This is a genomic window from Streptomyces sp. BK208, from assembly GCF_004364245.1.
Lineage (GTDB): Bacteria > Actinomycetota > Actinomycetes > Streptomycetales > Streptomycetaceae > Streptomyces.
This window is the reverse complement of record NZ_SOAV01000014.1, coordinates 1-16,698: the sequence shown is the minus strand read 5'-3', so window position 1 is coordinate 16,698 and position 16,698 is coordinate 1. Positions and strand designations below refer to the sequence as shown.

Here is a 16,698-nt window from a genome sequence, read left to right as displayed (position 1 = left end):
TGTCACGCTCACCGCAAGGGAATTGCTGGGGGCATGACAGATGACGCCAAGGTGAGTGGGCTGTCGGACGAGGAACGGCTGGCCCAGCTCGGCTACACCCAGGTTCTGGCCCGCCGCATGTCGGCGTTCTCCAACTACGCGGTCTCCTTCACGATCATCTCGGTCCTGTCGGGCTGCCTGACCCTCTATCTCTTCGGCATGAACACGGGCGGCCCCGCCGTCATCACCTGGGGCTGGGTCGCGGTCGGCCTGATGACCCTCTTCGTCGGCCTGGCGATGGCGGAGATCTGCTCGGCGTACCCGACCTCGGCGGGCCTGTACTTCTGGGCGCACCGCCTGGCGCCGCCCCGGACGGCGGCGGCCTGGGCCTGGTTCACGGGCTGGTTCAACGTGCTGGGCCAGGTCGCGGTGACCGCCGGCATCGACTTCGGTGCCGCGTCCTTCCTGGGCGCCTACCTGAACCTGCAGTTCGACTTCGAGGTGACGCCGGGCCGCACGATCCTCCTCTTCGCGGCGATCCTGGTCCTCCACGGCCTGCTGAACACCTTCGGCGTCCGCATCGTCGGCCTGCTGAACAGCGTGAGCGTGTGGTGGCACGTCCTCGGCGTCGCGGTGATCGTCGGCGCGCTGACCTTCGCGCCGGACCACCACCGGTCGGCGTCCTTCGTGTTCGGCGAGTTCGTGAACAACACGGGCTGGGGCAGCGGCGTCTACGTGGTCCTGATCGGCCTCCTGATGGCCCAGTACACCTTCACCGGCTACGACGCCTCCGCCCACATGACCGAGGAGACCCACGACGCCTCGACGGCCGGTCCGAAGGGCATCGTCCGCTCCATCTGGACCTCCTGGATCGCGGGCTTCGTCCTCCTCCTCGGCTTCACCTTCGCGATCCAGTCCTACGACGGCGCCCTGACCTCGCCGACCGGTGCGCCGCCCGCGCAGATCCTCCTCGACGCCCTCGGCGCCACGGCGGGCAAGCTCCTGCTCCTCGTCGTGATCGGGGCGCAGCTGTTCTGCGGGATGGCGTCGGTGACGGCCAACAGCCGCATGATCTACGCCTTCTCGCGCGACGGAGCCCTCCCGTACTCCCACGTCTGGCACTCGGTGAACCCGCGCACCCGCACGCCGGTCGCGGCGGTCTGGCTGGCGGCACTGGCCGCGCTGGTCCTCGGCCTCCCGTACCTGATCAACGTCACGGCGTACGCCGCGGTGACCTCCATCGCGGTCATCGGTCTCTACATCGCCTACGTCATCCCGACGCTCCTGCGGGTCCGCAAGGGCGCCGCCTTCGAACGCGGGCCGTGGCACCTGGGCCGCTGGTCCCGGGCGGTCGGGGTGATCGCGGTGACGTGGGTCGGCGTCATCACGGTGCTGTTCATGCTGCCCCAGGTGTCCCCGGTCACCTGGGAGACCTTCAACTACGCGCCGATCGCCGTCCTGGTCGTCCTCGGCTTCGCCGCCACCTGGTGGCTCGCCTCGGCCCGCCACTGGTTCCTCAACCCCGACCACGAACGCACCCGCGCCCGCGCCGCCGCCCGCGCGAACACCCCCGAGCCGGTGGACCCGTAACCCCGGAGCCCCGCTCTCCTCCGACGCGGCCGGGACCCCGATACCCGATCGGCGTCCCGGCCGCGGCGGGCTATGCTCGGTGTGGCAACATCACGCAACACCGCGCGACACACCGCCTGGGCCCTTAGCTCAATTGGCAGAGCAGTGGACTTTTAATCCATTGGTTGTGGGTTCGAGTCCCACAGGGCCTACCGCGCGCAGGCGGGCCGTCCGGCTCCGACCTGCCAGTCAGCGCCCGAGTCCGCTTCCGCCGTCTCGGGCGCTGACTCGTTCTCGACGGGTGGATCCCCGCCCGCCTCAGTGCGTGGCTCCACGGAGACCGGTACCGACCCGGCCGGAGCCGCCAAGTGCCCGGGCCATCCAGGGCTGGAAGGGCTGGTGACCGGGGATCACCTGCCAGTCGTTGACGGCCCAGACCAGGCGCCAGTACCGCTCGACGAGCGGATCGTGTCCCGCCTCGAACCGCCGCGCCATCCACTCCCGCAGCTCCGGGCCGTCGGGGCGGCCGAGTACGGCGGCGAAGCGCTCGGCGACGGCGTCGGCGACCGGGACGGCGCCGGCGGCCTCCGGGTCGATGCCCGCCTCCCGGGCGGCGGCGACGGTCTGCCTGACGTAGGGGATGAGTTCCGCCACCGCCTCCGGGGCCACGTCCGGCAGCACCTCCTCGTCGGCGGGCGGCAGCGCGGCACGGGCCATGCGCGCGCGGAAGTCGTCGTCGGCGATGAGTTCGGCCAGCTCCACCCACGCGGCGAGCTGGGCGTCGGACGGCTCCTCGGGGAGTTCGGGCAGTGCGGTGCGCAGGGCGGCGGCGGCGTCGCGGGACTGTGGCGTGTCGGCGCCGAGCCCGGCGATGAAGTCGGCGACGGCGCGCCGTCGTTCGTCGGAGGTGAGGCGGGCGATCCGGTGCATGAGAACGGTCTCCTCGGGGCCGGCTCCGCGCCGGGCGACGAGCCGCAGCATGCTGTGGCGCAGGCGCAGGGCGCGGATCTGGAGGGCGGTGGCGTCGGCGTGCGCGGCGGCGACGTCGGCGACGGAGAGGTCTCCGTCCAGGACACGGCGGACCGTGCCGAGATCGACGTCCAGCTCCCGCAGGACGCCGACGAGGTGCAGCCGGCCGAGGGCCGCTTCGTCGTAACGGCGGTAACCGGCCGGGGTGCGGTCCGTGGGGGGTAGCAGTCCGGTGTCCGAGTAGAACCGGATGGTCCGGACCGGCACACCGGTGCGGACCGACAGTTCACCGATCGAGTACAGGGGCGTCGCGCCGTTCATGACGCCCACTCTCCGGTCTCCAGTCGCTGGAGAGTCAAGCCGTGCCGGACGCCCGCGGGGCGCGGAGGCGAGGGGGCGGCGCCTGCCCGCGGGGCGCGGTGAACCGTGGCGACGGCGTCGCCGCCTAGTGTGTGCTCCGCCGGACCCCGCCGCCCGCCCTCCCGGAGTGCACCGCATGCCCCTGCCCCACGTCCTCCTCTCCGCCGCCGTCTCCCTCGACGGCTACCTGGACGACACCGGCCCCGACCGGCTCCTGCTGTCCGGCCCCGCCGACTTCGACCGGGTCGACGAGGTGCGGGCGTCGGTCGACGCGATCCTGGTCGGGGCCGGGACGATCCGGGCCGACAACCCGCGGCTGCTGGTGAACTCGGCCGAGCGGCGGGCGGCGCGGGTGGCGGCGGGGGAGGCGGAGTACCCGCTCAAGGTCACCGTCAGCGGCAGCGGGGAGCTGGATCCGGCGGCGCGGTTCTGGCACACGGGCGGAGAGAAGCTGCTGCTGACCACGGACGACGGCGCCCGGCGGGCCCAGGGGCTCGGGATCGGTGCCGACGTGGTGTCGCTCGGGCCGGTGTTCGACTGGCGGGCGGCGCTGGAGTACCTGCACGACCGGCGGGGCGTGCGGCGGCTCATGGTGGAGGGCGGCGGGAGCGTCCACACCCAGTTGCTCCAGCGGGAACTCGCCGACGAGCTGCAGCTCGTCCTCGCGCCGCTGTTGGTGGGCGACCCGGCGGCGCCCCGGCTGTTCGGGCCCGGCGCCTACCAGGGCGGGCGGCTGCGGCTGGTGGAGACGCGGCGGATCGAGGACGTGGTGCTGACGCGCTACCTGCCGACCGCCCCGGGGACCGGTGACCGTGTCACCGCCGCCGACCGGCACTGGCTGGCACTCGCCTGTGAGCTGGCCGGGCTGTGCCCGCCCTCGGAGACCGCGTTCAGCGTGGGGGCGGTCGTGGTCGCCGCCGACGGGAGCGAGCTGGCGCGGGGGTACTCGCGGGAGGGCGGCGATCCCGTCGTGCACGCCGAGGAGGCCGCGCTCGCGAAGACCGACCCCTCGGACGCGCGGCTCGCGGGCGCGACCGTGTACAGCAGCCTGGAGCCCTGTGCCCGCCGTGCCTCCCGGCCCGCGCCCTGCGCCCGGCTGATCCTCGACGCCGGGGTGCGGCGCGTCGTCACGGCCTGGCGGGAGCCGGACACCTTCGTGCCGGGGGCGGACGGGAGCGGGGTGCTCGCCGCGGGGGGTGCCGACGTCGTCGTCCTGGCCGAGTACGAGGCACGGGCCAAGGCCCCCAACCGCCATCTGGAGGGGTAGGCGGATACCGATGTGCATTCCGGGCCCGGGATGACGTACAGTGGTGAACACAACGACGCGGGGTGGAGCAGCTCGGTAGCTCGCTGGGCTCATAACCCAGAGGTCGCAGGTTCAAATCCTGTCCCCGCTACTGAAGGCCGAGGGCCGGAATCCGAAAGGGTTCCGGCCCTCGGTGCGTCCCGCCGCGAACCGTGTCATCCGGTCGGCCCCTCACCGCTCGCCCCCCGCCCCCGCTGCCGGAAACCTGGAGCCCTGGACGGCGAGCGGCGCGAACGTGCGGGGTGGCGGGAGACGAGTGGTGCGGCCAGGTGACGTGGAGGACGAGGGAGCGGCCGCCAGGGCCGGTGGCAGGCTCCCCGGCGACCCCGTGCCGGACCCCGGCCTCGGGGACGAGGGGCCGCCCGCCGGGTCACCCCCGCGTCGCCGGACCGGATACGGACGGGCCTTCGTGCACGCGCTCCCCGTGCTGCTGATCGCCGTCGCCATCCTGTACGACGTCTTCACCCCGAGGTACTTCACCGCCGGCCCCCTCTACACGGCCGCACCCCTGATCGCCGCCCCGCTCTACTCGCGGCGCGGCACGGCCCTCACCGGTGTCGCCGTGGTCGCCGCGGTCATCGGTCTGCAGCTCGGCAAGGGCGTCGCCCACTACGTCGACTCCCTCACCGAGCTGATCACCATCGCGACGGTCGCCGTGCTCGCCGTCCTCGTGAACGGTCTGGTCCGCCGCAGCGACGAGCGCCTCGTCTCCGTGCGCGAGATCGCCGAGGCCGCCCAGCGCGCCGTCCTGCCCGAACCCGCCGAACGCATCGCGGGTTTCGAGATCGCCGTCTGCTACCAGGCCGCGCAGGCCGACGCCTTCATCGGCGGCGACCTGTACGCGGTGCAGGACAGCGCCCGCGGCGTCCGGCTCATCGTCGGCGACGTGCGCGGCAAGGGCATGGGCGCGGTCGCCGCCGTCGCCGTGGTGATCGGCGCCTTCCGGGAGGCCGCCGAGCAGGAGGCCACGCTGGAGGCGGTGGCGCAGCGGCTGGAGCGGGCGCTGGCGCGCGAGGGCACCCGGCGGGAGGGACTGGACGCCTTCGAGGGCTTCACCACCGCCGTCCTCGCCGAACTCCCGCACGGCGCCGGGACCGTCCGCATCGTCAACCGCGGTCACCCGCCGCCCCTGCTGCTCTACGCGGACGGAACGCTGGGCGCGCTGCCCGCCCGGGAGTCGGCGCTGCCGCTCGGCATGGGCGAGCTGGGCGTGTGGCCCGACCGGGCCGACGAGGTCGCCTTCCCCGGCGGGGCCACCCTGCTGCTCTACACCGACGGGCTGACCGAAGCCCGGGACGCGAAGGGCGAGTTCTACGATCCGCAGGCGCGGCTGACGGGCCGCGTCTTCAGGCATCCGACGACGCTGCTGGACACCCTCGCCGAGGACGTGCGCCGGCACTCCGGGGGCGGCATGGCGGACGACATGGCGCTGCTCGCCGTACGGCGGCCCCGGCGGGGCGATCATGATCATTGTCACGAGCCGTAACGGGGCGACCTCCCTGCGCATAACGGTTGACATACCGTCAGAAGAAAGTGACGTGAAGGGGAATACTGAGGCCGGGTCAACTCGCCCGGTTTTCACCGGCCCTGAGGGGTACGTCCCGGCCGTTCTCGTTAACGATCAAGAGGAACGGCTTGGAATCGGAGGCTCGGGTCTATTAACGTTCGATAACGCAGCGCGGTCGTCCCAGCCGTCACAGAAGGCGGCTCCGTGCGCACGCGCCGAATCCCGCAAGGGAACCGGGGAACCACCACATTGGGGTGAATCGGGCGTATGCCGCCGTGGAATCACGGTCGGCGCACACCCGTAGGAGACCTTCCTGCTCCGAACCCGTCAGCTAACCCGGTAGGCGAAAGGAAGGAAAGGAGTACGCCCACGTGGCGTCCAACCGGCCTGCCCCCGAGGCCCCGTTCGTGCCCGCAGGGCACGGCACCGACACCTTCGGCTACGACGCCCACCGCGCCGAAGAGGGTCCCTGGGAGGAGTGGAATCCCACCGAGGAGTCCATCCGCCCCGTGCGCGGCCGGCACCGCGTCGCCAAGCAGCGCGGCGGACTCGCCCGCAGCTCCACCGTCCTCGGCGTCGGTGTCATAGCCGCCGTCGGCGCGGGCGGCATGGCCAGCGCGCAGACCGGCAAGCCGCCGGTGTCCATCTCCATGCCCGACCTGCCGAACGTCGGCTCCCTCGTGCCCGGCGGCGACGAGGAGGCGGAGCCCGAGGGTTCCGCCACCCCGCTCAGCGGCATCGGCGTCACCGCCGCCGCGGACACCGGCGAGGGCACCTCCGCCGCCGGCGCCGGTGAGTCGCTGCGGGCCCGGATCATGGCGCAGGCCGAGCAGCAGCAGGCCCAGGTCGAGTCCAAGGCCGCCGCCGAGGCGCAGGCCGCGGCCGAGAAGAAGGCCCAGGAGGCCGCCGCCGAGGCGGAGAAGAAGGCCGAGGCCAAGGCCGCCGCCGCCAAGAAGAAGGCGGAGGAGGAGGCCGCGAAGAAGGCCGAGGCCGAGCGGCTCGCGAAGCTGGCCAAGCAGTACACGCTGCCGACCTCCTCGTACACGATCTCCTCGACCTTCAACCAGGCCGGCTCCCTGTGGGCCTCGGGCCACCACACCGGCCTCGACTTCGCCGCCCCCACGGGCACCCTGCTCAAGGCGGTCCACAGCGGCACGATCACGTCGGCCGGCTGGGACGGCTCGTACGGCTACAAGACCGTGCTCACCCTCGACGACGGCACCGAGCTCTGGTACGCGCACCAGTCGTCCATCAACGTCAGCGTCGGCCAGAAGGTCGCCACCGGTGACGTGATCGGCCGCGTCGGCGCCACCGGCAACGTCACCGGCGCCCACCTCCACCTCGAGGTGCACACGGCCGGCGGCTCGGGCATCGACCCGATGGCCTGGCTGCTGGGCAAGGGCCTCACCCCCTGACCCGCTCCGCCGGCCCACCCCGCACCACCCGTTCCGGCGGTCCTGACGGCAACCCCCCGGCGTCAGGGCCGCCGGTTCGCGGTGGTTTTGCGGGGTCTTTGCGGGCCTCGCGGAATGGCCTGCTCCGGTACGGTCGTTGACTCCTTACATGACTTCTCTGCGCAAGCTCGGCTCCTCCGACCTCGAGGTCTTCCCGCTGGCCCTCGGCGGCAACGTCTTCGGCTGGACCGCCGACCAGGACCGGTCCTTCGCCGTCCTGGACGCCTACACGGCGGCCGGCGGCAACTTCGTCGACACCGCCGACTCCTACTCCGCCTGGGTCGACGGCAACAGCGGCGGCGAGTCCGAGACCGTCCTCGGCAAGTGGCTCGCGGCCCGCGGCAACCGTGACGACGTCGTCCTCGCCACCAAGGTCAGCCAGCACCCCGAGTACCCGGGCCTGTCCGCCGCGAACATCAAGGCGGCGGCCGACGCCTCGCTGCGCCGTCTGGGCACCGACCGCATCGACCTCTATTACACCCACTTCGACAAGCCCGAGGTGCCGGTCGAAGAGATCATCGGCGCCCTCGACGAGCTGGTGAAGGCGGGCAAGGTGCGGCACATCGCCGCCTCCAACATCTCCGCCGAGCGGCTCGCGGAGTCCCTGGAGTTCTCCGACCGCGAGGGCCTCGCCCGGTACGTCGCCCTCCAGCCGCACTACAACCTCGTCTCCCGCGACACCTACGAGGGCGAGCTGAGCGACCTCGCCGAGCGGGCCGGTCTCGCCGCCGTGCCGTACTACGCCCTCGCGTCCGGGTTCCTCACCGGCAAGTACCGGCCCGGCACGGCCGTGGACAGCCCGCGGGCCGGCGGTGCGGCGAAGCACCTGGAGAGCGAGCGCGGGCGCCGGGTGCTGGCCGCTCTGGACGAGGTCGCCGAGGCCCACGACGCTCCCGTCGCCACGGTCGCCCTGGCCTGGCTGGCCGCCCGGCCGACGGTGGTGGCGCCGATCGCGTCCGCCCGCACGGTGGAGCAGTTGCCTGCCCTGCTGGGCGTGGCCGGGCTGAAGCTGACGGACGACGAGGTCGGGAAGCTCACCCGGGCCTCCGCCTGAGCGGCGGGCGCGCGTCGCGGCTCCAGGGCCGGTCGGGGTCCGGTGCCTCGTGCGGGGCGTACGAGGCGTAGGGGGCGTACGGCGCGTAGGGCATGTACGGCGCGTAGGGCACGTACGGGGGGTGCGGCGCGGGTGAGCCGTAGGGTCCGGACGGGGCGGGCGCCGGTGCGGGTCCGTACGCGCCGGGCGCTCCGCCGTACGGATACGCCCACGGGGGCACCGGCCGCGGCACGGACGCCGGCGGTGCCGTGGCCCGGGCCGCGTGCTCCAGCGCCGGACGGGCCACGTCCCGCAGGTGCCACAGGGCGTCCAGCAGGTGCCGCTCCCGGACGGTGAAGTCGGCGCCCGCCCGGCCCCGGCGGCCGCGCTGCCGCAGGAAGGCCACCGAGGTCGCGTACACCTCGTACCGCGCCACCGCCCGCGCCCCTTCCCTTCCGGCGTGCCGTCGGGCGTAGCGCCGGGCGATGCGGCGGGCCCGCATCGAGCCGAGCGCGTACGGCTCGGCGGGTGCCAGCCACCCGGCGGCGACGTACGCGGGGAGTTCGGCGCGCACCGTGCCCAGCTCGCGCTGCCGGGTCCAGATCACCAGCCAGGTCAGCAGGCCGAAGGACGGCACCATGAACGCCGCGTACACGGCGAAGAAGCCGAACTCGCCGAACGCGGTCGAGCCGTTCCACAGGGCGTGCACACCCATCGCGAGCAGCAGCCCGGCCACGGGCAGCAGAGCCCGGCGCAGGCGGTGCCGGCCCGCCGAGAGCGCCGCGATGCCGAAGCCGATGCCGGTGAGCACGGTGAACAGCGGGTGCGCGAACGGCGACAGGACGACGCGCACGAAGAAGGTGGCCGCGGTGACCGAGGCGATGCCGCGGTCGCCGGTCAGCTGGTCGGTGCCGAAAGCGGTGCCCAGGTAGAGGATGTTCTCGGTGAAGGCGAAGCCGGTGGCGGTGACCCCGGCGACGACCACGCCGTCGACGATGCCGGTGAAGTCCCGTCTGCGGAAGAGGAAGACCAGCAGGACGGCGGCGGCCTTGGCGGACTCCTCGACGACCGGGGCTATGACGGTGGCGCCCAGCGTGTCCGCGCCGACCGGGTCGGCGGTCGCGGTCGCTATCCAGCGCGTCGCGAAACTGTTGGCGACGATCGCTATCAGCGCCGCCGCACAGGCCCCCCAGGCGAAGCAGAACAGCAGATTCCGCCAGGGGCCGGGATCGACCCGGTCCAGCCAGCGGAACGCGGCTATGAGCAGCGGCACGGGCAGCACGGCGAGGCCGAGTCCCACCAGGAACCCCTGGGTGCCGGTCTGCTCGCGCACCAGGGCGAGGATCACCAGGCCGGAGATCGCCAGCAGGGTGCTCAGTGCCCCGTAACGCACCCAGGCGCGCTGCCACCAGTGCGGACGCGGCGGACTCGTCGGATACGCGGGACAGGTGGCCACGGCATGGACCCTAACCGGTGGGGGGCTGCTCCCGGTGCCCGTCGTGGTGCTGCACGCGGCGGAAGAGCAGGTCGTTCACCACATGTCCCTTCTCCAGTCCCTGGCCCTCGAAACGGGTCAGCGGCCGGTGGTCGGGGCGTGGCGCGAAACCGCCACCGGGCACGGCGTTCTCGAAGTCGGGGTGCGCGGTGAGCACGTCGAGCATCTGCTCGGCGTACGGCTCCCAGTCGGTGGCGCAGTGCACGACGGCCCCCGGGGCGAGCCGGGTCGCGGCCAGCGTCAGGAACTCGGGCTGGATCAGCCGGCGCTTGTGGTGGCGCTTCTTCGGCCAGGGGTCGGGGAAGTAGACGCGCAGCCCGGCCAGGGAGCCGGGGGTGAGCATCTCGCGCAGGAGGATGATCGCGTCGCCGTTGCCCACCCGGATGTTGGACAGCCCGTTCCGGTCCGCGAGACCGAGCAGGTTGCCCTGGCCCGGGGTGTGGACGTCGACGGCGAGGACGTTGGTGTCCGGGTCGGCGGCGGCCATCTCCGCCGTGGCCTCGCCCATGCCGAAGCCGATCTCCAGGACGACCGGGCGGGCGTTGCCGAACAGCTCGGCGAGGTCGACGACCCGCTGCCCGTCGATGTCCAGCCCCCACTGGGACCACAGCCGCTGCAGCGCGTCCGCCTGTCCGGTGGTCACCCGGCTCCGCCGCGGCTGGAAGCTGCGGATCCGCCGCTCGAAGTGCGACCCGGCGGGGTCGGCCTTCGGCCCGTCGGGGAAACGGGGCTCGCCCTTGGCGCGGACGTGCCGCGCGGACGCTCCGTACGTCGCTGAGGACGCTGAGGACGCGGAGGACGCCGGGGAGGCGGAGGGGGCGGAGGGCCCGGCGGGGGGTCGGGGCGCGGCTTCGGGGGTGTGGTGGGAGTCAGACACAATGCCTCGATTTTAGTCCGCGCCGGCGGCTGCCCCGGCTGGCAGCGGTCGGCGGCGTCGCCCCCGCGGGCGCGGACCGCTACTCGGCACCCAGCATCGCCAGCGCCCTGCGCCCCACCTCCCGGCCGATGGGCAGGGACGCGGTCGCCGCGGGCGACGGCGCGTTCAGCACGTGCACCGCGTGGGCGCCCTCCTTGATCAGGAAGTCGTCCACCAGCGTGCCGTCCGCCAGCACCGCCTGCGCGCGCACGCCCGCCGGCGCCGCGACCAGGTCGTCCTCGGTCACCGCGGGGAGCAGCCGGCGGACCGCCGCGGTGAAGGCGCGGGTGGACAGCGACCGGCGCAGCTCGCCCGCCCCGTACCTCCAGTGCCGCCGGGCTATCCGCCACGAACCCGGCCAGGCCAGGGTCGCGCCCAGCTCCCTGGGGCGCACCACGCCCCAGTCGTAGCCCTCGCGGGCCAGCGCCGGTACCGCGTTCGGCCCGACGTGCACGCCGCCGTCGATGCCGCGGGTCAGGTGCACCCCGAGGAACGGGAACGCCGGGTCCGGCACCGGGTACACCAGCCCCCGCACCAGCTCGGGCCGCGCCAGCTCGTAGTACTCGCCCCGGAAGGGCACGATCCGCATGCCCGGGTCGTCGCCGGTCAGCCGGGCGATCTCGTCGCAGTGCAGCCCGCCGCAGTTGACCATGACCCGGGCGCGGAGCACGTCACCGGCCCGGGTGCGCACGGCGACCCCGAGGCCGGGGCGCCGGTCGACGCGGTGCACCTCGGCGTCGTAGCGGATGTCGGCCCCGGAGGCGTGGGCGAGCTGCCGGGCCACGGCGCCGTAGTCGCAGATGCCGGTGGTGCCGACGTGTATGGCGGCGAGGCCGCGCACCTCGGGCTCGTACTCCTCGATCTGGGGGCCGCCCAGCTCGCGTACCGGTATGCCGTTCTCCCGGCCGCGCTGCACGAGGGCGTGCAGGCGGGGCAGCTCGGCGCGGTCGGTGGCGACGATCAGCTTGCCGGTGACGGCGTGGTCGATGCCGTACTCGGCGCAGAACTTGACCATCTCGGCGGCGCCCCGGACCGCGAAACGCGCCTTCAGCGAGCCCGGGCGGTAGTAGACACCGCTGTGGATGACGCCGCTGTTGCGGCCCGTCTGGTGGCGGGCGGGGCCCGGCTCCTTCTCCAGGACCGTGACCCGGGTGCCCGGCGCGGCACGCGTGATCGCGTACGCCGTCGACAGGCCGACGATGCCGCCGCCGATCACCAGCACGTCGCAGTCGTACGCGCCGCTCCGAACGGTCCTGGTCAGCACTGGTCCACTCTCCGGTCCACTCTCCCGGTCCATCTCCGGCCCACCTCCCGGCTTCGATACTGCACTGCGCCACTGACAACGCCCTCAAACCCGGGAGGGGCGGGGAGAACGGGGAACGGGAGAACGGGGGAGCGGCGGGGCGGGGGGTGCGGTCAGGCCGGGGTCACCAGCAGGGGGCGGGCGCGCTCGCGCAGCTCCACCACGCGCGGCTCGTCGCCGTACGGCTCCAGACGGTGCAGGAGGTCCTTCACGTACTCGGTGGTGCGGGCCGAGGAGATGCGGCCGGCCACCTCGACCGCCCGCACGCCCTGCTCGCAGGCCGCGTCCAGATTGCCCGACTCCAGCTCGGCCACCGCCGAGACGACGAGCCTGAGGCCGTGCGAGCGTACGAACTCCTCCGTCGGTTTCGACAGGGCCTGCTCGGTGAAGCGGCGGACCTGGCGTGGTGCCTTCAGGTCGCGGTAGCACTCGGCGGCGTCGGCGGCGAACCGGTCGTAGGAGTAGAAACCCAGCCACGACGGGTCGCTGTCGCCGGGCCGGGCGCGCTCCAGCCAGCTCTCGGCGGCCTTCAGGGCGGCCCCGGCCGCCACCGCGTCGCTCGCGCGCGCGTGGGCGCGAGCCTCCACCAGGCGGAAGAAGCTCATGGTGCGTGCCGTGGCCAGGCCCCGGTTGCGCTCCAGGGCCGCCTGGGCGAGGTCCACGCCCTCGTCGCCGAAGCCGCGGTAGGTGGCCTGCAGGGACATCGAGGCGAGGACGTAGCCGCCGAGCGGCACGTCGGCCGCCGCGCGGGCCAGGCGCAGGGCCTGGATGTAGTACCGCTGCGCGGCCTCCTGCTGGCCGGTGTCGAAGGCCATCCAGCCGGCCAGGCGGGTCAGCTCGGCCGAGGCGCCGAACAGGGCGCGGCCGACCTCGTCGGAGTAGGAGCCGAGCAGCAGCGGTGCCGCCTCGACGCGTAAGCACTCGGGGACCATCGACGAACGCCAGTCGCCGCCGCCGTACTTGGAGTCCCAGCGGCGGGCGTCCTCGGCGGCCTCGCGCAGCTTCTGCACATCACTGTGGCCGACTTTGAGCGGTGCGCCGGAGTCCTCGGCCGGGCCGGCCTCGCGCGCCACCGAGCTGTCGGCCGGGGTTATCAGCCACCGCGAGGCGGGCGTCGCGTAGGCGCTGACCGCGAACGATCCGGCGAGCGACTGCCAGATGCCGCCGCCGGTCCGGCGGCCGGCGAGGTCGAGGCGGTACAGCTCGGTGGCGGACCTGACCGCCTGGCCGACGTCCCTCGGGAAGGCGAGGCCCACCTCGGGCGCGGGGTCGGCGTCCGCCAGGCCGATCTCGTGCAATGGCACCGGGCGGCCGAGCTTCTGCCCGATGGCGGCGGCGATGAGGTGCGGCGCGGCACCCTGCGGCACCATGCCCTTCGACACCCAGCGCGCCACCGACGTCTTGTCGTAGCGCAGCGTCAACCCGCGCTGCGCGCCCAGGTCGTTGACGCGCCGGGCCAGTCCTGCGTTGCTGATTCCCGCGAGGGCGAGAACGGCGCCGAGCTTCTCGTTCGGCCCGCGTTGCTCCCTGGACATGCGCCACCCCTCGACACAGACGGCTGCCGCGCTGGCATAACCACGCGGCATTCGTAAACCCAGCGTAGTTCGCCGCATCCCATGCGTTAAGAGGCATTCTTCCGGATGGCGGGATTGTGGTCCGTACTCAAGTGCGGTGTATGTACGGTCTGTTGTCGCGTGCTCCCGATGTGTGGCCGTGCGCCCGTGCGTGCGCTCTTCTCCGGCCACGGCGGGAGCGTTTCCATGGTCGGTGCGTGGGTCGGCCCGCTGTACTGGATCCAGCGGGCTGGGGGACACCGCCGCCTACATCCCCGCGGGCGGCGGACCGGTCCGGGGGGCGGGTGACGTCCCCCGGACCGTACGCCGCCGGCCCCGTGCCGGGTGGTGTGCGAAGGTGTACGGAGCGTGTTCGAGTGCGAACACGTGACGCTGAATTGGCTGAAAATCGCCGTCGGTGATTTCGGGGTGCGACCGCCCTCACCACGGGTGTTGAGGGCGCATTGGGGCGCCAAAGGGCGCGTTGAGGGGGCGCATTCGCGTCGCCTGCGGGTGGTCTCCGGGGTGCCGTCGTGGCGGGTTCGTGGCGGGTTCTCGGCCGTGCTCCTGGTGGGTTCACGGCGGGGGCGCGGGCAGGCGCCTGGTGGGTGCGTGGCGGGTGCGCGGGCGGGCGCCTGGTGGGTGCGTGGCGGGTTCGCGGGTGGGCTCCCGGTGGGTTCGCGGCGGGTTCGTGGTTCCTCCGGGGTGGCGCCCGGTGGTTCGGTGGTGGCTCGGGGCGTCCGCGTCGGTCGGTGTCCGGGCCTCCGTGGAGGGGGAGTTGACGTACTCGCGCTCGTCCGCGGCCGGCGGAGTCGAGGGCGCACTCGGGGAGCACACGCGGCTCCGCCGACGCTCTGTGGCGCGCCCTTCATGGCAGCATGGGGAACCAGTTCGTACCGTGCGCTGGTTGTCCCCAGCCTGTGGAGGCGTCGATGCGGTGGTTGGTGGGGTGGAGCAGCGCCGCCGTGGGAGCAGCCGGGATCGCCGGAGCGGAAGGCTCCGCGGGGGCCACCGGCTACGACGGCGAGACCGTGCAGCCCGTGGGCGCCCAGCCGTTGTGGGGCGACCCCGACCCCCTGTGGGCGGTCGGGGACTGGCGCCCCGACGAGGTGCGCGTCGTCACCGCGGACCCACAGACCCGCATCGCCGTCCTCGGTATCTGCGGCGCGAGCGACGAGCAGCTGCGGGTCGCCCTGTTCGCCGCGCGCGGGGGTGCCCTGCGGCATCTGACGGCGTGGCCCGGCAGTTACACGGCCGTCGTCCAGGTGGGGCGGCGGATCACCGTCTGCGGCGACCTCGCGGGCGCGCGGCCGGTCTTCCACACCCCGTGGGCGGGCGGCACCGCGTACGCGACCGCCGCGCTGCCGCTGGCCGACCTCGTCGAGGCCAACCTCGACTTCGGCCACCTCGCCGCGCTGCTCGCCACACCCGACGTGCCGGCCGCGCTGGCCGACTCCACCCCGTACGACGGCGTGAAGCGTGTTCCGCCGGGGCACGCGCTGATCCTGCGCGCCGGGGCACGCGAGATCGCCGGGTACGAGCCGGTGGCCTCGCTCGCCGTCGCGGCGCCCGCGGCCGACCCGGACCGTGCGGTGGACGGTGTGCGGGACGCCCTGGTCGAGGCGGTGCGCACGCGGCTCGCCGCGCCCCGGCACGTCCCCGGGGACGGCATCGACCCCGGCCCCGTGCCGGGCATGGGACCCGCGGAACGGCGTGCGGCGCGCGGGATGCCGGTGCCGGGGATCGGGGCCGACCTGTCCGGCGGCCCGGCCTCGGGCACGCTGGCGCTGCTGGCGGCCGGGCTGCCGGGGATGCCGGGGACCGTGCTGGGACACGGCACCGGGGCGGGGGAGCGGCTGCTGGCCGTCACCTTCAACGACCTCGCCGTCGGCGGGCAGGAACCCGAGCTGGCGCGGGCGGGCGCGCTGGCGGCCAACCCCCGGCTCCACCACGTGGTGGTCACGGGCGGCGAGAACATGCTGCCGTTCGCCGCGCTGGACGGGCCGCTGACCGACGAACCGGGCTCCTTCCTGGTCGCCGCCGCACGGCACCGCGCGCGGCTGGCCGCGGGCAGCGCGGACCACTTCACCGGGTACGGGGCGCGGCAGGTCCTCGACGCCCATCCGGCGCGGCTGGCCGACCTGCTCATGGACCGCAAACGGCGCCACCTCGTCCGGCCGGTGGCCGCGCTCGCCAAGGCCGACGGGTCCGTGCTGGTCCCCGCGCGTGTGTACGCGGCGGCGCGAAGACTGGCGCGCACGCCGTACCGGAGCGGCCTGGAGGTGCTCGCCGAGCGGTTGCTGCGCAGACGCTTCGACCCGCCGGGCGACGGGGCGATGGACGCCTCCCTTGCCGCGCTGACCTGGGCCGGGGCGGGTCCTGCGGCGCGGTGGCTGACCGGAGAGGCGCTGGCCGAAGTATCGGTTCGCCTTCAGACGTCCTCGCAGCGGTCGGGGGTGGGGCCGGGGCAGCGGCCGGGGGACTTCCGGGCGCGGGCGGCGCTGGCGCGGCAGGCCGCGGACGTGCGGGTGCTGGAGCAGGCCGCCGAGATCCGCTTCCAGCGGTTGCACACGCCGTTCCTCGACAACCAGGTCGTCCGTGCCTGCCGGGCCCTGCCGGAGGCGCTGCGGGTGCGGCCGGGGGCGCGGGCGGCGATCCTGCGGACGGTGCTGGAGGGGGCGGGGGTGAGCGAACTGCCGAGCGGGTGGGGGGCGCCCACCCAGGCGCTGGCGGCCTCCGCGGCGCGGACGGGGTTGCGGGCCTCCGCGGACTCCCTGCTGGGGCTCTTCGACCGGCCGCTGCTCGCGGAGGCGGGGCTCGTGGAGGCGCGAGTGGTGCGCAAGGCGGTGCGCGCGGCGGCGGCGGGTGAACCGTTGCCGCTGGACGGGCTGGCCGACCTCGTCTCGCTGGAGCTGTGGCTCGGCCGCCTCCTCGCCCGCCGCGGCACCTGCTGGACCGGCACCCCGGCCCGCCAACGCGCGGTACCCGCGGGCATCGCACCGCAGCGGGGGGCGCTGGGCGGGGCGGGAACGGTCGTACGCCGGGCCTGACAGGGGGCGGGGTGCCTCCGGCGGTTGCGCGGGGGTTGATGCCTGCGGCGCCTGTGCGGGTGGATGGGTGTGGATGCCTGCGGCGCCTGTGCGGGTTGGGTGGGGGTGTGTGTAGCGCCTTGGGTTCGGTGGGTGGTGCGGGGCCGGGGCGGGGGGTGTCCGTCCTCGGAACGGCGCGGAATCGGTTACTTGAAGAGGGCTCGG

11 protein-coding genes, 2 tRNA genes and 1 riboswitch are annotated in these 16,698 nt (G+C 74.0%); of the genes, 8 read left to right on the top strand and 5 right to left on the bottom strand.

The genetic code is table 11. From position 1 onward, the window contains the following. Nucleotides 1–33 precede the first annotated feature (33 nt). Nucleotides 34–1,569 (top strand): amino acid permease, encoded by a 1,536-nt coding sequence (locus EV562_RS29170; RefSeq protein ID WP_133889862.1) that lies wholly within the window; start codon nucleotides 34–36, stop codon nucleotides 1,567–1,569. A gap of 118 nt (nucleotides 1,570–1,687) precedes the next feature. Next, nucleotides 1,688–1,760: transfer RNA gene (locus tag EV562_RS29165), tRNA-Lys, on the top strand. Between the two features lie 106 nt (nucleotides 1,761–1,866). Here EV562_RS29165 and EV562_RS29160 read toward each other — a convergent pair. After that, nucleotides 1,867–2,838 carry a MerR family transcriptional regulator gene (locus EV562_RS29160; protein WP_133889861.1) on the bottom strand — a complete coding sequence of 324 codons (972 nt, stop codon included), beginning with the start codon at nucleotides 2,836–2,838 and terminating at the stop codon, nucleotides 1,867–1,869. A gap of 175 nt (nucleotides 2,839–3,013) precedes the next feature. On the opposite strand from EV562_RS29160, the gene EV562_RS29155 reads away from it, so the two are divergent. The 5 genes from EV562_RS29155 to EV562_RS29135 all read left to right on the top strand — a co-directional run bounded on the left by EV562_RS29155 (nucleotide 3,014) and on the right by EV562_RS29135 (nucleotide 8,198). Continuing rightward, on the top strand, nucleotides 3,014–4,144 hold the full coding sequence (locus tag EV562_RS29155; RefSeq protein ID WP_133889860.1) for a dihydrofolate reductase family protein: 1,131 nt from the start codon (nucleotides 3,014–3,016) through the stop codon (nucleotides 4,142–4,144). A 56-nt stretch (nucleotides 4,145–4,200) separates the two neighbouring features. Next, a tRNA-Met gene (locus tag EV562_RS29150) sits at nucleotides 4,201–4,274 on the top strand. 183 nt (nucleotides 4,275–4,457) lie between these two features. Beyond that, the gene (locus tag EV562_RS29145) at nucleotides 4,458–5,669 is read left to right on the top strand and encodes a PP2C family protein-serine/threonine phosphatase (RefSeq protein WP_243860242.1); all 1,212 of its coding nucleotides are present in this window, start codon (nucleotides 4,458–4,460) and stop codon (nucleotides 5,667–5,669) included. Nucleotides 5,670–5,893: 224 nt separating this feature from the next. Next, nucleotides 5,894–6,050: riboswitch (cyclic di-AMP (ydaO/yuaA leader) on the top strand. Nucleotides 6,051–6,061: 11 nt separating this feature from the next. Then, a complete protein-coding gene (locus EV562_RS29140) occupies nucleotides 6,062–7,105 on the top strand; it encodes a M23 family metallopeptidase (protein WP_133889858.1) in 1,044 nt (347 codons plus the stop codon). Nucleotides 7,106–7,253: 148 nt separating this feature from the next. Next, complete coding sequence (locus EV562_RS29135) at nucleotides 7,254–8,198, top strand: aldo/keto reductase (protein WP_133889857.1); 945 nt, start codon at nucleotides 7,254–7,256, stop codon at nucleotides 8,196–8,198. On the opposite strand, the gene EV562_RS29130 is transcribed toward EV562_RS29135, so the two are convergent. The 4 genes from EV562_RS29130 to EV562_RS29115 all read right to left on the bottom strand — a co-directional run bounded on the left by EV562_RS29130 (nucleotide 8,179) and on the right by EV562_RS29115 (nucleotide 13,426). After that, complete coding sequence (locus EV562_RS29130; RefSeq protein WP_243860241.1) at nucleotides 8,179–9,633, bottom strand: PrsW family intramembrane metalloprotease; 1,455 nt, start codon at nucleotides 9,631–9,633, stop codon at nucleotides 8,179–8,181. The genes EV562_RS29135 and EV562_RS29130 overlap by 20 nt on opposite strands. Before the next feature lie 10 nt (nucleotides 9,634–9,643). Further along, nucleotides 9,644–10,549, bottom strand: coding sequence for a tRNA (guanosine(46)-N7)-methyltransferase TrmB (gene trmB / locus EV562_RS29125; protein ID WP_133889856.1), 906 nt, complete (start codon nucleotides 10,547–10,549; stop codon nucleotides 9,644–9,646). 79 nt (nucleotides 10,550–10,628) lie between these two features. Then, a complete protein-coding gene (lhgO, locus tag EV562_RS29120; protein WP_243860263.1) occupies nucleotides 10,629–11,849 on the bottom strand; it encodes an L-2-hydroxyglutarate oxidase in 1,221 nt (406 codons plus the stop codon). Nucleotides 11,850–12,004: 155 nt separating this feature from the next. Next, nucleotides 12,005–13,426 (bottom strand): MFS transporter, encoded by a 1,422-nt coding sequence (locus EV562_RS29115; protein ID WP_133889854.1) that lies wholly within the window; start codon nucleotides 13,424–13,426, stop codon nucleotides 12,005–12,007. Between the two features lie 950 nt (nucleotides 13,427–14,376). Between EV562_RS29115 and EV562_RS29110 the strand changes: the two genes are divergently transcribed. Further along, nucleotides 14,377–16,494: an asparagine synthase-related protein gene (locus EV562_RS29110; protein WP_133889853.1), complete on the top strand. Its 2,118-nt coding sequence runs from the start codon at nucleotides 14,377–14,379 to the stop codon at nucleotides 16,492–16,494. Nucleotides 16,495–16,698 lie beyond the last annotated feature (204 nt).